Origin of the sequence: Streptomyces sp. NPDC059832 (genome assembly GCF_042731715.1) — a bacterium.
GTDB lineage: Bacteria > Actinomycetota > Actinomycetes > Streptomycetales > Streptomycetaceae > Streptomyces.
This window is the reverse complement of record NZ_JBHWIY010000019.1, coordinates 22,910-41,513: the sequence shown is the minus strand read 5'-3', so window position 1 is coordinate 41,513 and position 18,604 is coordinate 22,910. Positions and strand designations below refer to the sequence as shown.

The 18,604-nt window shown below is 69.7% G+C and carries 8 protein-coding genes; 2 read left to right on the top strand and 6 right to left on the bottom strand.

Annotated features, from left to right (window positions below):
• Nucleotides 1–37: 37 nt before the first annotated feature.
• The 5 genes from ACFV8T_RS28580 to ACFV8T_RS28560 are packed head-to-tail and all read right to left on the bottom strand — an operon-like array spanning nt 38 to nt 14,895.
• Nucleotides 38–1,093 (bottom strand): MDR family NADP-dependent oxidoreductase, encoded by a 1,056-nt coding sequence (locus ACFV8T_RS28580; RefSeq protein WP_385332935.1) that lies wholly within the window; start codon nt 1,091–1,093, stop codon nt 38–40.
• Nucleotides 1,090–2,814: a phytoene desaturase family protein gene (locus ACFV8T_RS28575; protein WP_385332932.1), complete on the bottom strand. Its 1,725-nt coding sequence runs from the start codon at nt 2,812–2,814 to the stop codon at nt 1,090–1,092. Before ACFV8T_RS28575 ends, ACFV8T_RS28580 begins: the two co-directional genes overlap by 4 nt.
• A 20-nt stretch (nt 2,815–2,834) precedes the next feature.
• On the bottom strand, nt 2,835–4,517 hold the full coding sequence (locus ACFV8T_RS28570) for a phytoene desaturase family protein (protein ID WP_385332929.1): 1,683 nt from the start codon (nt 4,515–4,517) through the stop codon (nt 2,835–2,837).
• Nucleotides 4,507–13,989: an amino acid adenylation domain-containing protein gene (locus tag ACFV8T_RS28565; RefSeq protein ID WP_385332926.1), complete on the bottom strand. Its 9,483-nt coding sequence runs from the start codon at nt 13,987–13,989 to the stop codon at nt 4,507–4,509. The genes ACFV8T_RS28570 and ACFV8T_RS28565 overlap by 11 nt, the downstream gene beginning before the upstream one ends.
• Before the next feature lie 48 nt (nt 13,990–14,037).
• Entirely contained in the window at nt 14,038–14,895 is an 858-nt protein-coding gene (locus ACFV8T_RS28560; RefSeq protein ID WP_385332924.1) for a sterol desaturase family protein, read from the bottom strand.
• A gap of 506 nt (nt 14,896–15,401) precedes the next feature.
• Here ACFV8T_RS28560 and ACFV8T_RS28555 point away from each other — a divergent pair.
• Nucleotides 15,402–16,013 (top strand): chorismate mutase, encoded by a 612-nt coding sequence (locus ACFV8T_RS28555; protein ID WP_385332922.1) that lies wholly within the window; start codon nt 15,402–15,404, stop codon nt 16,011–16,013.
• Between the two features lie 157 nt (nt 16,014–16,170).
• Here the strand turns inward: ACFV8T_RS28555 and ACFV8T_RS28550 are convergent, their stop codons facing one another.
• Nucleotides 16,171–17,679 carry a glutamate synthase subunit beta gene (locus tag ACFV8T_RS28550; RefSeq protein WP_385332919.1) on the bottom strand — a complete coding sequence of 503 codons (1,509 nt, stop codon included), beginning with the start codon at nt 17,677–17,679 and terminating at the stop codon, nt 16,171–16,173.
• A 257-nt stretch (nt 17,680–17,936) separates the two neighbouring features.
• Between ACFV8T_RS28550 and ACFV8T_RS28545 the strand changes: the two genes are divergently transcribed.
• Entirely contained in the window at nt 17,937–18,527 is a 591-nt protein-coding gene (locus ACFV8T_RS28545; protein ID WP_385332916.1) for a lytic polysaccharide monooxygenase, read from the top strand.
• Nucleotides 18,528–18,604: the final 77 nt, after the last annotated feature.

Below are 18,604 nucleotides of genomic sequence, written 5' to 3'. Positions count from 1 at the left end.
GCGGGGAAGGGCGGGAAGCGGTGTTGCGCGGCCGGCGTCAGAGTTCGACCAGCACCTTGCCCCGACCGGCTCCGGTGCCCTGGTAGAGGCTCCGGTAGGCATCGGGGATGTTCTCGAAGCCGTGGTGGAGGGTGTGCCCGCAGCGCACATCGCCCCGCCGGATCAGGCCGCCGAGCTCGTCGTGGAGCGCGCGCCAGTTCTCCTCGGTGAACCATTCCAGCGAGAAGATGCCGCGTACGTGTGCGCGCGGGAACATGATGTACGGCAGCAGTCTCGGTCCCGTGACGTCGCGGCCCACCTGGGTGGCCCACTGCCAGCACACGGCCACCTGGCTGTCGATGTTGAGCATGGAGAACACCGCGTCGGTGACGGTGCCGCCCAGATTGTCGAAGTACTTGTCGACGCCGTCCGGCGCGGCCCACAGGAGAGCCTCCCGTACGGCCTCGCGGTTGTCTCCGTGGCGGTAGACGACGACCGCGTCGAATCCCAGCTCGTCGAGGTAGTCCGCCTTCTCCGTCGTCGACGTGGTGCCCACGACCCGGGCGCCCGCGCGCTTGGCCAGCTGGCCGACCAGCGAGCCCACGGAGCCGGAGGCGCCGCTGACCACGACGGTGTCCCCCAGGCGGACCGACATGAACTTGGTCAGGGTGCCCCAGGCGGTCATGCCGGGGCCGCCCATGACGCTGAGCGCGGTGGGCAGCGGCAGCGCGTCGTCGTACCAGCCGGGGTCCAGGCGGCGGAAGGCCGGGAAGACCATCGGGAACGTCCCGGTCTGCCAAGGGGTGGGCGCGCCGTTGCTCACGAGATGGGTGCGCCAGCCGCCGAACCCCTGCACCAGATCACCGGGACGGTGGGCCGCCTGCGGACCCGCTTCCAGCACTTCCATGATCGAGTCGGCCCCCATGTGCGCACCGAGCGGGGTGTCCAGCGCGATGCCCTGGAGATAGGGGTCCACCGATACGTAGCGCGTTCTCAGGAGCATCTCGTCCGGGGCCAGCTCGGTATCGATGTCCTCCTCGACCTGTCCGTAGACCCTTTCGACATCGGGGACGCCCTCGATGTGCTCGCGCACCACCCACTTCCTGGCCCTCATCCGGTTCCTTTCCTCTCTGCGAGGACCGGGCGGCCCTCCACGACGGACCGTGACACCGGCCGGGGCGACACTTCGATGACCCGATGGGTCGGTGGCGGACCGCTCTCGTCCACGGACGCGGTGAATGCGCGGCCGTCGTCACGGCAGATGAACTGCACGACGTGCCGGCCGGCCGCCGCCGCGCGGATCAGGCCACCCGTGGTGGCCCAGACGCCGGACTGGTAGAAGTTGCGCAGTCCGGGCAGGCCTGGGCCGTGCTTCTTGATGAGCTTCTCCAGCGTTTCCCCGCTCTCCACGAAGGGCTGCCAGCCGAGCACCGTGCCGTCGTAGTTGCCCGTGTAGCGGACCTGGGTGAGCGGGCTCGACACATCGCGTACGGCGATGGCGTCGGCGATGCCGGGGTGCTGCCGTTCCAGGAACGCGACGAGTGTCTCGCGGGCCCGGCGCTTGGCCGCGTAGTAGCCGCGTCCGTGGCGTACCGGAAGCGTGTGGAGTTCCTGCCCGCCGCGGGTCCGGGTCGCCTGTTCGGGGCCTTCGTCCAGGGCGCGCCAGGGTGCGATGTCGCAGAAGTAGGTGACGTAGGCGACGCTCGTCCCCGGCGGGGACAGCTCGGGGTAGTGCCTGTTGCGGAACTGGACGTTGATGCTGGGGTGCCGGATGCCGGTCAGTCCGGCCGCTTCCGTCTCGTCGAGCAGATAGGTGGTGCAGGGGTCGGCATCGGGGAATTCGCGGCGCAGGCCGAGGAAGAGCGTGAAGTATCCGGGGAACACCATGCCGGGCTGTTCGATGGTCCGGGTGTAGAGACGTCGGTACGCCTCGTTGAGGTAGCGGCCCTTCAGCAGGTCCATCATCGTGGTACGTCCGTCGCAGGCCGACACGATGATGTCGGCGCGCAGTTCACGCCCGTCGCTGAGCCGCACGCCGACCGCGCGGTCGTCCTCGACCACGATCTCCTCGACCTTGGCGTTGTACGTCACTTCGCCGCCGAGCCTGCGGTAGCGCCGCTCGATCGACTCGGCCAGTCCGAGCGATCCTCCTTCGGGGACGCCCGCGGAGAGGTTGGCGTGCGAGGCGAGCTGGAAGTGGAAGGGCAGTACGGGGAAGGCCGGATGCTTCTCGTACAGGATGAAGTTGAACGCCTCGCGCAGCAGGGGGTCCTTGAACCTCGCCGAGTAGTCGGTCATGAGTACGCCGATGGATTTGCGCACGACGTTGAAGTACGGGATGAAGGAGGCCAGCATGCGCCAGCGCTCCATCACCGGCATCAGTCCGACCGGTCTGAGGAACGGATAGACGGCGAGGCATTCACGGAAGGCGCGCAGTTGCTTGCAGAAGTCCCTGACCAGGGCGGAGTCGGCGGGCGATAGCTCCGTGAGGTGGGCCTGGAGCCGGTCGGGGTCGGAGTAGAAGTAGACCGCCCGGCCGCACGTGCCGCGCACGACGTTGAACACATCGAAGTGCCGCACCTCCTTGCCCTGCAACGCACCGAGCTCCAGCCAGATCCGGTGCATCTCGTTGCCGGGGCCGCTGCCCAGGAGCCAGCTGACGCAGGGGTCCAGCCTGAAGTCACCTCGGTCCCAGGCCGTGCAGCAACCGCCGGGCAGTTCGTGCATCTCCAGGACTTGGGTCCGGTAGCCGTTCATCCGGGCGTAGCAGCCGGTGGAGAGACCGCCCAGCCCAGCGCCGATGATGATCATCGACTGTCGTTCGGAAGGCGGCATGAACCTGTTCTCCTCGGTGTTCATGTGCGGCTTTCACCACGCATGGACCACTTGTCGAGCTGGGGCAGTCGGCCCAGCTTCCCGGGGTGCCAGGGCTCGGTGCCCCGGCTCTCGGACGCCGTGAACCCGCGTCCCAGCTCGTCGCAGAGGTACTGGACGACGAAGCGCCCGGTGGACGCGGCGCGGATCAGTCCGCCCATGCCGACCCACTGCCCGGCCATCGAGAATCCGCTCAGACCGGGCAGGCGCATGCGGTCCTTTCCGACCAGCTTGGCCGCGATGTCGTCGGCCTCGGAGAACGCCTTCCAGGCCAGGATGGAGCCGTCGTGGTTGCCGGTGTAGCGCCGGGTGGTCGCCGGGGACGCGACGTCGACCAGCTCGATGCGCTCGCCCACCCCCGGCATCCGGCGTTCCAGGAATTCCCTGACGAAGTCGGCCACTTGGCGCTTCTTCGCGCGGTATTCCTTGCGGTCGGCGGCGCGCAGCGCCTTCCAGTACGCGAAGTCGCTGAAGTAGGTGCAGTGGACGACCGAGCTGCCGGGCGGGGCGAATCCGTCCGAGTAGTCGGAGCGCAGCTGGACCACCACACTGCTCTGGAGCGCGCCGGGCAGTTGTACGGCGTCCTCGGGGGTGAGCAGATACGTGGTGCTGTGGGGCCGGCCGGGGCCCAGCTCACCGCGGACCCCGACGAAGGCGGAGACCACCGCGGGGAACAGGGTGCCGGGGCGGTGCAGCAGTTCGTCGTACAGCTTGTCGATCCGGGGACCGGTGAACCGGCCCTGCAGAAGTCCGTGGATCGTGGTGTGGCCGTCGCAGGCGGAGACGACGTGGTCGGCGTAGTACCGTCTGCCGTTGCGCAGTTCGATCCCGATGGCGCGCCCGTCCTCGACCAGGATCCGTTCGACGCGTGCCCGATAGCTGATCCGACCGCCGAGCGATGTGTAGCGTTCCTCGATCGACCGGGACAGGCCCAGCGAACCTCCTTGCGGGAAACCGGCGTTGTGGTGGTGGGCACCGGCCATGTTGAACAGGTACGGGAGGAGCGGGAAGCCCTCCGGGTCCTGGAAGAAGATGTTGCGGAACGCCCTGCGGAGCAGCGGGTCCTGGAACCGGTCGGCGAATTCGTGCATCGGCGTCGCGGCCGTGCGCCAGAAGAGCCGGAACGCGGGCAGGACGGTGCGCAGCAGCGCCGCTCTCTCGCGTACGGTCCGCAAGGCGGGGGCGGTCAGGAACGGGTACAGCTCGATGTCGATGAACCGGCGCAGGTCACGGCAGAACGAGCGGATCAGCCGGGCGTCGGCGGGCGAGACTTCGAGCAGGTGGCGTTCCAGCCGGTCCGGGTCGTTGTAGAAGGTCACGGAACGGCCGGTCTCGTCGACGACCCGGTTGAACATCTCGAAGTTGGTGATGGTCTTGCCGTCGAGCGCCCCCAGTTCGCGCCACACCTGGTTGGCCTCGTTGCCGGCGGCCGTGCCGATCAGCCACTCGATGCAGTAGTCGAAGATGTAGCCGTCGCGCGACCAGGCCGTGCAGCAGCCGCCGGGCAGTACGTGCCGCTCGAAGATGCGGGAGCGCATCCCGTTCATCTGCGCGTAGCACCCGGTGGACATTCCCGCGACGCCGGCGCCGATCACGATGACCCGGGGGCCGCCGTCTCCCGCCGGGTCGCGGGTGCTCCACTCGTCCTCCGCCTCATCGGACATCGGCGCCGCCGTCCTGGAGGATGCCGCGCACCAGCTCGGCGTTGCGGGCCGCGTGCTTGGGGTCGAGCATGTCGGCGTGGGTCCCGGAGCCGCGCAGCACGGCCGTGGCCGTGATCGAGCTGCCGTGCCAGGTGCCGCGTGCGTCGGCGGCGTAGAGATCCGTCTTCTGCTCGTCGGTGACCACGCTGACGGTCGCGGAGACCGTTCCCAGGTTCGGTGTGCGGCCGCAGAAGGCCAGGTACTCCGCGGCGTGATCGAGGGTTTCGCGGGCGACGGCGTCCGATCCGGTGTGCTTGCGCAGGTGTTCGGCCAGTTCCGCCTCGAAGAACTCGATGTGCTCGGGGCCGGGTACGTACGGTTCGAGGATGCGGTGCGAGTCCAGCACGATCACATGGGCGACGTCGCGTCCCCGGCCTTCGAGTTCCTTGGCCACCTCGAACGCGAGGTTGCCGCCGAGCGAGTAGCCGAGCAGCAGGCATCGGCCCTCGGGCCGGTGGGACTCGACGAGGTCGGCGTAGTGGGCCACCTTGTCCATGCCGGGCACGTAGTTGAAGGCGATCAGCCGGTACTCGGGCAGTTTGGCGGCGAACTCCCGGTAGACGAGTCCGTGGCCGCCCGCCGGCGGGAAGGAGAACACGGTCCGTTCCTGATCGCTGTTGAAGCTGAGGCAGGGCAGGTCGTCGAAGTCCGAGCCGGTGGCGATGCGCTCCAGCGACGCGGCCATCCCGTGCAGGGTCGTCACCCGGTACAGCAGGCTGACGGGGATGCCGACGCCGTACTCCTTGCGCAGCCGGTGGATCAGCTCGATCAGTTTGATGGAGCTGCCGCCGACCTCGAAGAACTCGTGTGTCAGGCCGACCCGCTCCAGTCCGAGCAGTTCCTTCCAGTGCCGGGCCATGCTCACCTCGAACGGTGTGCGCGGCTTCTCCTCGGGCTCGTCGTCCGCGTCGAACCGGGGTGCCGGCAGGGCGGCGGTGTCGACCTTGCCGTTGGCGGTCAGCGGCAGTTCCGGCAGGGTGACGAAGTGCGCCGGAACCATGTACGTGGGCAGCCGGTCCGCGAGGTGCCGGCGCAGGGCACGCCGGTCCGGTGCCGCCCCTTCGGCGGGTACGCAGTAGGCGCAGAGCACGTCCTCGCCCCGGGCGTCGGGGCGCACCGTGACGACCGTCCGGGTCAGTCCGGGCCACTGGGCGAGGTGTGCCTCGATCTCGCCGAGTTCGATCCGGTGGCCCCGGAGCTTGATCTGGTCGTCGGCCCGGCCGAGCAGATGGACCCGGCCGTCCGCGTCCCAGCGTGCCGCGTCACCGCTGCGGTAGAGGCGTACGGGGCCCGCATCCTGTTCCCGGCTCAGGGTCCGGGTGACGAAGCGCCGGTCCGTCAGCTCGGGGTCGCCCGCGTAGCCGAGCGCGACGCCGTCGCCGCCGATCCACAGCTCGCCCGGCACGCCGGGCGGCACCGGTTCGCCGTGCCGGTCGAGCACATGGAGCGTGCTGTTGCCCAGGGGCCGTCCGATCGGCACCGTCCGCCCGGGTTCCAGGTCGTCGACGGGTCCCTCGAAGCAGGCGCTGTCGATGGTCGCCTCGGTGACCCCGTAGGAGTTGATCAGACGGGTTTCCGGGCCGCACAGTTCCTGCAGCCTCCGGTACTCGCCCACCTTCCACACATCGGATCCGACGACCAGCAGGCGCATGAACTCCAGTCGCAGTCCCCGGCGTTCGCAGTGATCCATGAGGCCGCGTACGACGGCGGGCACGAACTCCGCGCAGTCGACGCGCTCCTGGCGCATCGTGGTGTACAGGCGCTCGGTGTCGAAGAGCAGATCCCGGTCGACCAGCACCAGGTTGCCGCCCGAGCAGAGCGCGCGCACGACGTCTCCGGTGAAGACGTCGAACGACGGGGCGGCCATCTGGAGGTGCACCCGGACGTCGCGGTCCAGCCGGTACTCCTGGAGCCAGGCTTCGTACGCCGAGGACAGATTGCGGTGGCTGACCCGCACGGCCTTGGGGAGGCCGGTCGAACCGGAGGTGTGGATGATGTACGCGGGCGCGTCGGGATCAACAGGGTCCTCGGCGCCGGATCCGGTCCCGCGCCGGTCGTCCGCCGCGGGCGCCGCCTCACGCAGTTCCCGCAGCGTCAGCGTCCGGACCGGCAGCTCCGCCATCCGGTCGCGGCAGGCGCCGCCCTCGGCCACGACGAGGGAGGCACCCGCGGCGCGTACGGTGTGGGCTACCCGGTCGGCCGGGTGGTCGGCCGGGATCGGGAGATAGGCGCCGCCGGCCCTGAGGACCGCGAGCAGTGCGACGACGAGGTCGGGCGACTTGTCCAGGCAGAGCGCCACCACCGACCCGGCACCGACCCCGAGCCCGCGCAGGCTCCTGGCCAACTCATCCGACCCGCGGTCCAGTTCCGCGTACGTCAGCCGGTGGGCCGGCCCGTGGTACGCCGGGACCGTGACGGCCACCGCGTCCGGGCAGCGGGCGGCGGTCTCACCGATCAGCCGGTGCACCGGGCGGAAGCCGTCCGCCTCGCCGTCCCCCGCCCCCGTGGGCAGGGCGGTGCGCCCGGCACCGCTCCACTCGCCGACCAGCCGCTCGCGCTCCTGGGCGCCGAGCATCTCCAGCCGGGAGACGGGCCGGTCCGCCGGAGCCCGGGTCATGCTGTCGAGCAGTTCGGTGTAGTGCGATGCCATCCGCCGCATGGTCTCCGGCAGGAACAGGTCGGTGTTGTATTTCAGGACGCAGTGGAATCGGCGCTCCGCCTCGTCCTCGTACACCGACAGCGTCACATCGAACTGCCCCTCCTCCTCGGGAAGTTCGATGTACTCGAGCCGATAGCCGTACTTCTCGGTGGCGACCTTGTGGGTGAGCAGGATGAACATGGCCTGGAACACCGCGGAGCGGCTGGGGTCGTGCTGGAGCCCCAGCTCGTCGACCAGCAGGACGAACGGGTACTCCTGGTTGTCCAGGCCGCCCAGCACGGTGGTGCGGACCTCTTGCAGCAGCCGGGCGACCGAGGGGTCGCCGGACAGATCCGCGTGCAGCGGGAGCGGGTTGACGAAGTAGCCGTAGACGGAGGCGAATTCCTGCTCGGTACGGCCGGTCACCGGGCTGCCCACGATGACCTGGTCCTGGCCGGAGTAGCGCTGCAGCAGCACGTAGTAGGCGCTCAGCAGCACCATGAACGGGGTCACGTCGTGCTCGCGGGCCAGGGCATGCACCCGGGCGGTGAGCGCGGTGTCCAGTACGAAGAACTCCGAGGCGCCGTTGTGTGTCTGCACGGCGGGACGGGGCTTGTCGACGGGCAGTTCCAGGGTCGGGACCTCGGCCGGCAGGTGCGAGCGCCAGTAGTCGAGCATGCGCGGCGCCGCAGGTCCGGCCAGGAAGCGGTTCTGCGCGTTGAGGAAGTCCAGATACCGGGCGGTGACGGGCGGCAGCGAGGGGGCCTGGCCCTGGCGCAGCCCCTCGTACACCGCCAGGAGCTCCTCGATGAAGGTGAACGTCGAGATCGCGTCGGAGACGATGTGGTGCACCGCCTTCATGATCACCCAGCGGTCGTCGGCGCGCTTGAAGAGGCGGAACCGGAACAGCGGATCGTGCTCCAGGTCGTACGGCCTGCGGTACTCGGCCACGATCGTGCGGTGGATGTCCTCCCACTCCTGGTCCTGCACGTCGAACAGCTCGACGTCCGCGCTCGCCTCCGGCGACACCTGTTGCAGCGGGACGCCGTCCACCGTGAGGAAGTTGGTACGCAGGGCGGGGTGCCGCGCCACCAGACGGCGGACGGCCTCGAACATGAGGTCGGGATCGAGTGCGACCCGGACCTCGACCGCGCCGCCGATGTTGTACGCGTAGCCCTCGGGATTGAGCTGCCTGAGGAACCACAGGGCCTTCTGGTTCTGCGTCAGCGGGTGACGGAGTTCGTCCTCGAACACCTCCACCACGGCCGTTTCGGCACCGCCGGCCTCGTGGGCGACCAACTCGGCCAGAGCGTCGTGGAGTTGGGTGATCAGCTCGACGACGGGCGTTCCGCTGAGCAGCGCCACCACGGGTGGCGCGACGCCGAGCTCGGAGCTGATGCGGGCGCGCAGCTCCATCGCCAGGAGCGAGTCGAGTCCCAGCGCGTTGAGTCCCGCCTGCGGATCGATCCGGTCGGGGCCCGTCCTCAGCACCGAGGCGGTCAGCGTGATGAATCGCCCGGTCACCAGGGACAGACGTTCCGCCGGGTCCGCGTCGCGGAAGGTGTCGAGGATGCCCTCGCCCGGCCCGGTGGCCGTTCCGGCGGGGGCCGCCGCCGCCAGATCGGTGACCAGTGAGGGCGGTGATGCGTACCAGGCCAGGAAGACCGGCCAGTCGACGACCGTGGCGACGAGCAGCTGGGCGCGGTCCTGGCCGATGACGCGTTCCAGCACGGCCATGCCGACGTCCGGTGCGAGCGAACTCATCCCCCGGTTGTGCAGGTAGTGGTCGACGAGTCCCAGCTCTTCGATCATGCCGGTGGCCCACGGGCCCCAGTCCACGCTCAGTCCCGGCAGCCCGAGTGACCGGCGGTGCTGGGCCAGCGCGTCCAGGAACGCGTTGCCCGCGGCGTAGTTGGTCTGGCCCGCGGTGGTCAGCAGGGAGGCGATCGAGGCGAACAGGACGAAGTGGTCCAGCGGTTCGTCCCGAAGGTGGCGGTGCAGGAGGTAGGCACCGACGGCCTTGGGATCGTGGGCCTCGGCGAACGTCCGACGGTCCATGTCCTCGACGAGGGTGTCGCGGACCTGGCCGGCGAGATGGAACACGCCTCGGACGGGCAGCGGATCGGTGCGCCGGTGAGCATCCAGCCAGGAGGTGAACGCGGCTTCGTCGGTGATGTCGAGCGGCGCCAGCACAACCCGTGCCCCGAGCGCCTCCAGCTCCTTGACGAAGGCGGTGGCACGGCCTGCGGCGCTGCCGGGGTCCAGGTCCCGCCAGGCGGAGCGCTCCGGCAGTGCGGTGCGTCCGATCAGAATCAGACTGCGCGCCCCACGCCGGACGAGCGTGCGGCAGAGCAGTCGGCCGAGCGCTCCGAAAGCACCGGTGACCAGGTAGTTCGCATCGGTGCGCAGGCGCAGCGGAAGGGGGTGCGTCAGCTGTTCGGCCTGCCGGATCCGGCTGGTGAGGCGAGCCGCGCCCCGCAGCGCGATCTCCTCCTCGTCGTCGGTCCGGAGCTCACGCAGCAGCGCCCGTGCCTCGGCCCGGCGTCCCTCGTCGCTCCGCGCGCCGGGGTCCAGGTCGATCAGCTTGCCGGGATGGGAGAGCAGCTCCTGGTGCCGGAGTACCCGGCCGACTCCCCACGCGGGCGCTCCCAGCGGCTCGACGGCCTCGCCCGGCTCGACGTTCTGCGCGCCGCGGGTCACGATGTGCAGTCGGCCGGCCGACTCGCGGCGGAGCAGCGTCCGGGCGAGGGCGATCAGCGAGTAGGCCCCGGTGCCGCTGTGCCGTGCGAGGTCCTGCGGTGAGGCCTCGGCGATCTGGGGCAGGTCGAGGTTCCACAGATGCACGATGGGGCCGACGGGCCCCCCGCCACCGTCTGCGCCGTCCCTGTCCTCGTGCAGGTCGGCGAAGAGCCGCTCCAGATCCGTGACGGACCCCGGTTCGACCGTGAACCCGCTGTCTTCGCCGCCTTTTCGGTACGTGTCACCCGGGCGCACCAGGTGGCAGCGCTCACCGCGCGCGGCGAGCAGTTCACTCAGGGCGTCGCCGACGCCCTGGCGGTCCGCGAACACCAGCCAGTCGCCACCGGCGGACACGGGGCTCGGGGAGTCGGGGCCGACTCCGCCCTCAACCGCGGCGGGATCGAAGGGGCTGTCGATCCACACGGTCTCGGCCAGCCAGGAGTCGATCGTGCCGAGGCCGACCGTGGTGGACGCCTTCTCCACGTCGGCTGCCCGGAAGCCATGGATGCCGCCGAGAGGCTCACCGCCGTCCGCGTACACGGCCATGTCCCCGACGAGCTCGTCCGCGTCGCCGCGGGTCACCGTCGCGTGCACCCAGATCGGCCGGTCTCCCACCGGGGCGAGGCACAGCTCGTCGATCGACAGGGGCAGGCGGATCCCGGAGGTCTGCCGTTCCGATTCGCCCGTGCCGTGAACGCCGGCCTCGGTCTCGGTTCCGTTTTCGGGCAGCTGTGTCGTCAGCAGCGACTGGAAGCAGGCATCGAGCAGCACGGGGTGGATGTGGTGTCCGGCGGCGTCGTCGCCGATCGCCGCAGGCGGACGGAGTCGGGCGAGGACCTCTCCGGAACCGATCCACACCTCTTCGATGGCCCGGAACGCGGGCCCGTAGTGGTAGCCCAGGGCGGCGAGCGCCGCGTAGCAGTCCTCGCCGTCCAGTCGGCGCCGGGCGCGCGCCCGGAGGGCTTCGGTGTCGGCGGGGCGCCCGGCCGGGCGCGGCTGCCCCGAGCGCACGACGCCGCTGGCGTGCACCGCCCGGCCGCCCTCCTCCTGCCCCGCCGACGCGATGGTGAACGCCGCGTTCTGCGAGGAGAGGGTCAGCCGAACGGCCCGGTCCTCGCCCTCGGGCAGGAACAGTGCCTTGCGGAACTCGATGTCCGTCAGCACGACATGGGTGCCGCCGGTCAGGTAGCGGACCGCCTGCGTGGCCATCTCCAGATACCCCGCTGCCGGGAAGACCACTGTGGACTGGATGCGGTGGTCCTCGAGGTAGGGCAGCCGCTCGGTGTCCAGTGTGGTGTGCCAGGTCGGCTCGGTGTCCACGGTGCGGCGGCCCAGCAGGGGATGGTCGGCGCGGCCGAGGCGGACCTGGGCGACGGGTGCGGGCTCCGTCCAGTAGCGGTCGCGCCGCCACGGGTAGCGTGGCAGGACCACCGGTCTGCCCGCCGGGTGCAGGGTGTCCCAGTCGATGGGGACGCCGAGGTTGTGCAGCTCAGCCAGCGAGACGGCGAAGCGCTCCGGTTCGTTCTCCTGGCGGCGGATCGACGGAAGGGTCCGTGCGGCTGTCGGCTTGCCTTCGAGGCACTCGCGGATGGAGTGGCCGAGCACCGGGTGCGGGCCGATTTCCAGGAAGAGTCCGTACCCGTCGTCGGCGAGCCGGTCGACGGCGGAGCGGAACCGGACCCGGTGGCGGACGTTCTTCCACCAGTAGTCCGCGTCCAGCTCGCTGCCGTGCGCCGTGCCTTCCTGCCCGGTCAGGTACACCGGAACCTTGGCCGGCCGGGGATCGAGACCGTCCAGCGAGGCCAGCAGTTCGTCCTTGATCGACTCCATGCCCGCGCTGTGGTACGGAACCCGCACCGTGAGGAACTTGGCGAAGATCTGCTCGGAGCGCAGCCCGTCCGCCAGCTCGGCCAGCGCCTCGCGGTCGCCGGCCAGTGTGACCGCCGATGGGCTGTTGACCGCGGCCACGGACACCCGGTCCCCGAACACGGCCGCCCGGTACTGCGCCTCCTTCTCGGGCAGGCTCACGGCGAGCATGGTGCCGGTGCCGGTCAGCTTCTGCTGGAGCCGGCTGCGGTGCACCACCACTCGCACCGCGTCCTCCAAGGTGTAGACCCCTGCCTCGTAGAAGGCGGCGACCTCCCCGGTGCTGTGACCGACCACGGCGTCGGGCCGCACACCGTACTGGCGCCACATCGCCGCGAGGCCCACCTGGACGGCGAAGTTGGCCGGCTGTGCGAGCCATGTCTCGCCCATCCGCGATCCGGCTTCGTCGGCCCTCATCTCATCGAGCAGGGACCAGCCCGCGATCGAGCGGATGGCCCGGTCGCAGCGGGTGACCGCGTCCCGGAACACCTCGTCGCCCTCCAGCAACTGGCGGCCCATCCCCCACCACTGCGGCCCCATTCCGGTGAAGACCCAGACCAGCCCGCGCTGTTCGGCTTCGAGCTGCCTGCCGTGGACGACTCCCGGATGCGGTTCACCGCGCTGGAAGGCGGCGAGTGCCTCGTCCAGTCCGGCCCGCGAGGAGTACACGACGGAGAGTCGCGACTCCAGGTGTTGACGGCGGTGGGCCAGTGTGTGGCCGAGGTCGGGCAGCGACACCCCCGGCCCGTGGACACCTGCCAGCTCGCGGCGGATGCCGGCCGCCAGCTCCGGCAGGGCTTCCGGGGTATGGGCGGTCAACGGGAGGAGATTCCAGGCTCGTTCGCCGGTCTCGGTCGGTGGTGCGTCCCTGTCCGGTGCCTGTTCCAGCACGACGTGCGCGTTGGTGCCACCGAATCCGAACGAGTTCACCCCGGCCCGTGCGGGTCCCTCGTGTTCGGGCCATGCGGTCGGCTCGGTCGGGATGCGGTACGGGGCGGAGCTCCGGTCGATGGCGGTGTTGAGCTGCTCCAGGTTGATGTGGGGCGGGATGATGCGGTGCTTGAGGCAGAGCACGGTCTTGATCAGGCCGGCGATGCCCGCGGCCGCTTCGGTGTGCCCGATGTTCGTTTTGACCGAGCCCACGTAGCAGGGCGCGTCCGGTCGGCGGCCCACGGCCAGCGCCCGGCTGAGTGCGTTCGCCTCGATCGGGTCGCCGACGGGCGTGGAGGTGCCGTGCGCCTCCACGTACTGAAGGTCGCCGGGCGTGATGCCGGCCTCGCCGCAGACGCGTCGGATGAGGGAGACCTGGGCATCCGCGTTGGGCACGGTGATGCCGTTGGTCCGGCCGTCCTGGTTGACCCCCGCGCCGAGGATCACCGCGTGGATGGGGTCGCCGTCGCGCAGGGCGTCGTCCAGTCGCTTGAGCGCGACCAGGCCGACGCCCTCGGCCCGTACGTAGCCATTGGCCGCGGCGTCGAACGCGCGTGAACGGCCGTCGGGAGAAAGGAAACCGCCCTTCGTCTCGGCGATGGTGTACTGCGGCGCCATGTGCAGCAGGACGCCACCGGCCAGCGCGAGATCACTCTCCCGGTTGTTGAGGCTCTGGCAGGCGAGGTGCACCGCCACCAGGGAGGAACTGCACGCGGTGTCGATCGACAGGCTCGGTCCGCGGAAGTCGAAGCAGTACGAGAGACGGTTCGAGACCATCGTCATCATGGTGCCGGTCGCGGTGTGGGCGGCGAGTGACGAGAAGCCCAGGTCGGAGAATTGAAGGATCTTGTAGTCCAGCGTGAACGCGCCGACGAACACGGCGGTGTTGCTGCCGGCGAGCTCCGCGGGCCGCTGGCCGCCGTCCTCCAGTGCCTCCCAGGCGACCTCCAGCAGTTTGCGCTGCTGAGGGTCCATGTGGTCGGCCTCGCGCGGGCTGATCCCGAAGAAGGCCGGGTCGAACTCGTCGAAACCGTCGATGTATCCCCCGCGACCGCCGATCAGACGTCCGGGTTTCTCCTTGTGTCTGCTGCCGAGGCTGCCGACGTCGTAGCGATCGGCCGGTGTCGGTGTGATGCAGTCCTTGCCCTCCATGAGATTCTGCCAGTAAGCGCGATGGTCCGACGCACCGCCGGGCAGTCGGCACCCCATGCCGATGATCGCTACTTTGTCGCTCACAGAGGCACTGTTCACGTCGGGCAAGGCTGTACTCCTAGATTGTGGCGCCGCGGCACGGCATGGAAGGGCAGTTCAGGCAGAACCGGTCCCGGGCCCCTTCGCACGGCGCAAGGGGTGGAGAAGGCTGGAAACGATCTCCCCCGTACGGGGGAAGGACGCGGGATCGCCCAGGCCGACCGCGACCGGTTCGCGGCCGGGCCGCCAGGTGTAACTGCCGAAGAAGTGGTCCCAGATCGACAGGTCCGAGCCGTAGTGGCCCGCCTCGGACAGATCGGTGCTGTGATGCAGGCGGTGCTGTTCGGGGCTGGCGAGCACATGATTGAGCCGCCCGATGCGCACGTCGATGTTGGCGTGGACGAAATAGCCCTGGGCAGCCACGAAAAGCCCCACCACGAACACGGAGTCACGGGAGAATCCGACCAGCGCCAGAGCCAGCTGAACGGTTCCCTGCGCGAGAACGATATCGAGGACGTGGTTGACACCGTTATTGGCGACGTTGACCTTTTCCGGCACATGGTGCACACCATGCAGTCGCCACAGTATCGCGTTGGTATGACCGAGCCGGTGCACCAGATAACTGGCCAGTGAACCGGTCAGCAACGCCGCGGGTATTTCCATCCAGAGATTGAGCGTCGACTCGTTCGGCGACACCACGGAGACGACCGTGGAAACCAGATATTGGGCAAAGGCGCTGGCCACCATCGTCAACAGGAAATAGACCCCGTACCGACGCCACTCACCGGCGTTCGGGTGCCAGGCCCACCGGTGCGGAATCAGACGTTCGAGCACGGTGAGATAAGAGATGACGCCAAGCAGGAAGAGCGGGCTCACACGGTCGGGATCCCAATCGAGACACAACGCCGCAGCGGCCACCGAAACCGTGCTCGCCAGCAGAAATGGGTACGCCGACACACGCAGGACAGCGCGCACGGACGGTACCGGCACCACTTTTCCCCGGACCCTACCGGAATTCACCTCCGGATCACCACCGGGCAGCGGTTCACAACTTTCCACTCACAGCACCCTTACGAAAGGAACCAGCACGGAGCAGTGCACAGAAGGGTGCACGGACCGTGAAAGAGAAACTGAATACTAACCGCGGACGCGCGTGACCGGCACACCGGACGTTACCTGTCACGCGCGAGGAAGATGGGCTGAAGTGTAATGCGAGCCGCCTCATGGGCCCCGCGGACCCGAGTGTCGTCACCGGGGGCCGCCCTACTTATTTTTCCCCGATCGACTACCTCAACCGTCGAATTCAAGCCTCGTGGCGATACGCTGCGGCGAGCATGGCGAGAATCGCGGGTGACACCCCGCCCATTCGGACCGCCATGAATATGAATTATCAGTAATACCAATAAGCTTTTTCGTTTTTTCGAGCAAGTGCTCCCGGATCGACAGGAACACCTGTGCAACGGACCTCACCCTCATACCCCTTGCTGACCAGCACGGCGATCACAGCGGTGCTGCTCGTCGGAGTGGCGGCCGCACCGCTCTCCACGGCTGCGACGAGTCCCGGCGGTTCGGCCCGGCGGCCTCCCCTGCTCCCCGTGGCCGAGCTCGCCGCCCGGCGCATCGCCACCGGTGACCTGGTCGCCGCGGCCAAGTGGGGCACCGGAGCCCCGGTCGACGACCCCGCCAGGGAACAGCGGGTACTGAACTCCGTGGCCGAGCAGGCCAGGAGGATCGGAGCGGACCCACGGCTGATGAGGCTGGTCTTCCGGGACCAGATCGAGGCGAACAAGGCGGTGCAGCGCGGGTTGCGCCGGCTGTGGCGGGACCGGCCGTCCGAGGCACCCACCGAGCGTCCCGGCCTCGACGAGGTGCGCAAGGCGGTCGACCGCCTCAACAAGGCGCTCGTCCGGGCCGTCGCCGACGCGGCACCGTACCGCCGCTCCGCTCCGCTGTGCCGCGTCGCGCTGGCCGCCTCGGCGGAACGCGTGAGCCACGAGAGGCACCTCGACGGACTGCACGCGGCCGCGCTGGCCGACTCCTTGAAGTCCGTCTGCGGAGCGTCCACCGGCGCTCCGGACAAGCGAGGGATCTGAAGTACGCGGCGAGCAAAGGGCGTTGACAGCGGCCGTTCCGCACATCGGCGGATTCGCGCGGCCGGGCACAAGCGGCCAGAGTCGGCCCGGTGATGTGGTCGCGGCGGGGCGCACAAGCCACCACGGCCGGCCCTGCGGTGCGATCGGTGCCGGGCACTCAAGCCATCAGAGGCCGGTCCTGCGGTGCGATCGGGGCCGGGAGCACTGTGCAGCCGGTCAGGTAGCGGTCCGTCGCGGCGGCGGCGGACCGCCCCTCCGCGATGGCCCACACCACGAGGGACTGGCCACGCCCCGCGTCACCGGCGATGAAGATCCCGTCCCTGCGGGTACGGGCCGCCCGCCCGGACGGCTCCGCCGTCTCGGCCGCGAAGCCGGCGTTCCGGGCGAAGTTGCCCCGGTCGTCCAGCGTGAGCCCGAGCTGCCTCGTCAGCCCCGTGCCGTGTTCGGGGCCGTAGAAGCCGAGGGCGAGCAGCACCAGATCCGCCGGGATCCCCCGCTCGGTCTCCGGGCGCGGCCTTCTGGCCTCGGGTTCCACTTCCGCGAGGCGCAACGCGTGCACCCGCCCGGACCGGTCGCCCTCGAAGCGGAGGGTGGCCGAGGAGAAGACCCTCGGATCGGTGCCCTTCCGCCCCCGCGCCTCCTCATGGGCGTGGGATATCCGGTAGACCTTCGGATACGTGGGCCAGGGCTCGTTGTCCCGACGGGTGCCGCCGGGCTCCGGATTGATGTCCAGCTGCACCACGGAGGCGGCCCCCTGGCGCAGTACGGTCCCCATGCAGTCCGAGCCGGTGTCCCCTCCCCCGATGATCACCACGTGCTTGCCCTCGGCGGTGACGGCAGGCGCGTCGCAGTCGCCCTCGGTGACCCGGTTGGCCAGGGTCAGATAGTCCATGGCCTGGTGGATGCCGCACAGCTCACGGCCGGGAACGGGCAGCTCCCGCTGACCTCGCGCACCGACGGCGACGACGACCGCGTCATGTCGCTCGGCGAGCTCGGCGGCGTCGAGGTCGCCACCGATGTCCACCCCCGTGCGGAATTTGGTTCCCTCCGCCCGCATCTGCTCGATGCGGCGGTCCAGATGGCGTTTCTCCATCTTGAACTCGGGGATGCCGTAGCGCAGCAGTCCGCCGATCCGGTCGGCACGCTCGTAGACGGCGACGGTGTGGCCGATTCTCGTGAGCTGCTGCGCCGCGGCCAGACCCGCCGGCCCGGAGCCGACGACGGCGACGGTCTTCCCGCTGAGGCGCTCCGGCGGTCGCGGTGACGCGTACCCGCGTTCCCAGATCTGGTCGGCGATGGACTGCTCGACGTTCTTTATGGTCACCGGGTCGGCGTTGATGGTCAGTACGCAGGCGTCCTCGCACGGGGCCGGGCACAGTCGCCCGGTGAACTCCGGGAAGTTGTTCGTCGCGTGCAGCCGCTCGGCCGCGGCCCGCCAGTCCGACCGCCGCGCGTAGGTGTTCCACTCGGGGATCAGGTTTCCCAGCGGGCAGCCGCTGTGGCAGAACGGGATGCCGCAGTCCATGCAGCGCCCGGCCTGCTCGGACACGAGGGGGAGCCTCGCCTGGCCCGCGTAGACCTCGTTCCAGTCGCTCAGCCGTTCCTCGACGGGGCGTGCCGGGACGGGTCGGCGGGGGAATTTGAGGAAGCCGTGCGGGTCGGTCATGGGCCGCCTCGATCGCTCATTCGCGGTGTACAGGCGTTTTTGCCAGCGTACGCCTGGTTTGCCCACCGGCCACCATGCCGATGGCACCCCTTCGGCCCGATCGGAAGGGTTACCGGCAGGTCACCCGGCGGTGCATTGCTGGTATGGACATGACCAATTGCCCTGGCTAGTCTCGAAGTTGGTCTAGACCTAGCGGGGCGGAGCGCGCCCTCCCCACTCGTCTCGCAGCGCCCCCACACCTCCCTCAGGAGCGAAGCATGCGCAGAAGGATCACCTCGTTCGTTCTCGGCCTCGGAATCGCCGGAGCAGCCCTCCTCGTCACCACCGGCAGCGCCCAGAGCCACGGCTACACCGATGCTCCCGTCAGCCGTCAGCAGCTCTGCGGCAACGGCACCGTGCGCAATTGCGGCCAGATCCAGTGGGAGCCGCCGAGCGTCGAGGGCCCGAAGGGTTTCCCCGCCCGCGGCCCGGTCGACGGCACGATCTGCGCCGGCGGCAACGACCGGTTCTCCGAGCTCGACGACCCGCGCGGCGGCGCCTGGCCCGCGACGCAGGTCACCGGCGGGCAGAGCTACACCTTCCGCTGGCGCATCACGGCCCGGCACGCCACGACCGACTTCCGCTACTACATCACCAAGGACGGCTACGACCCCGCCAAGCCCCTCACCCGGGCCGACCTGGAGCCGCAGCCCTTCCTGACCGTGCCCTTCGGCGGCCGCCTGCCGGCATCCACCGTGACCCATGCCGGAGTCCTGCCGCAGAAGTCGGGCAAGCACCTGATCCTCGGAGTCTGGACGATCGCCGACACCGGCAACGCGTTCTACGCCTGCTCGGATGTGACCTTCTGAGTCGCGTCCGCGTCCCGCACGACCTCCGCTGCCCGGGGTGGTGGGGCCACCCCCCCCGGCAACGGAGGGTCTCCTCC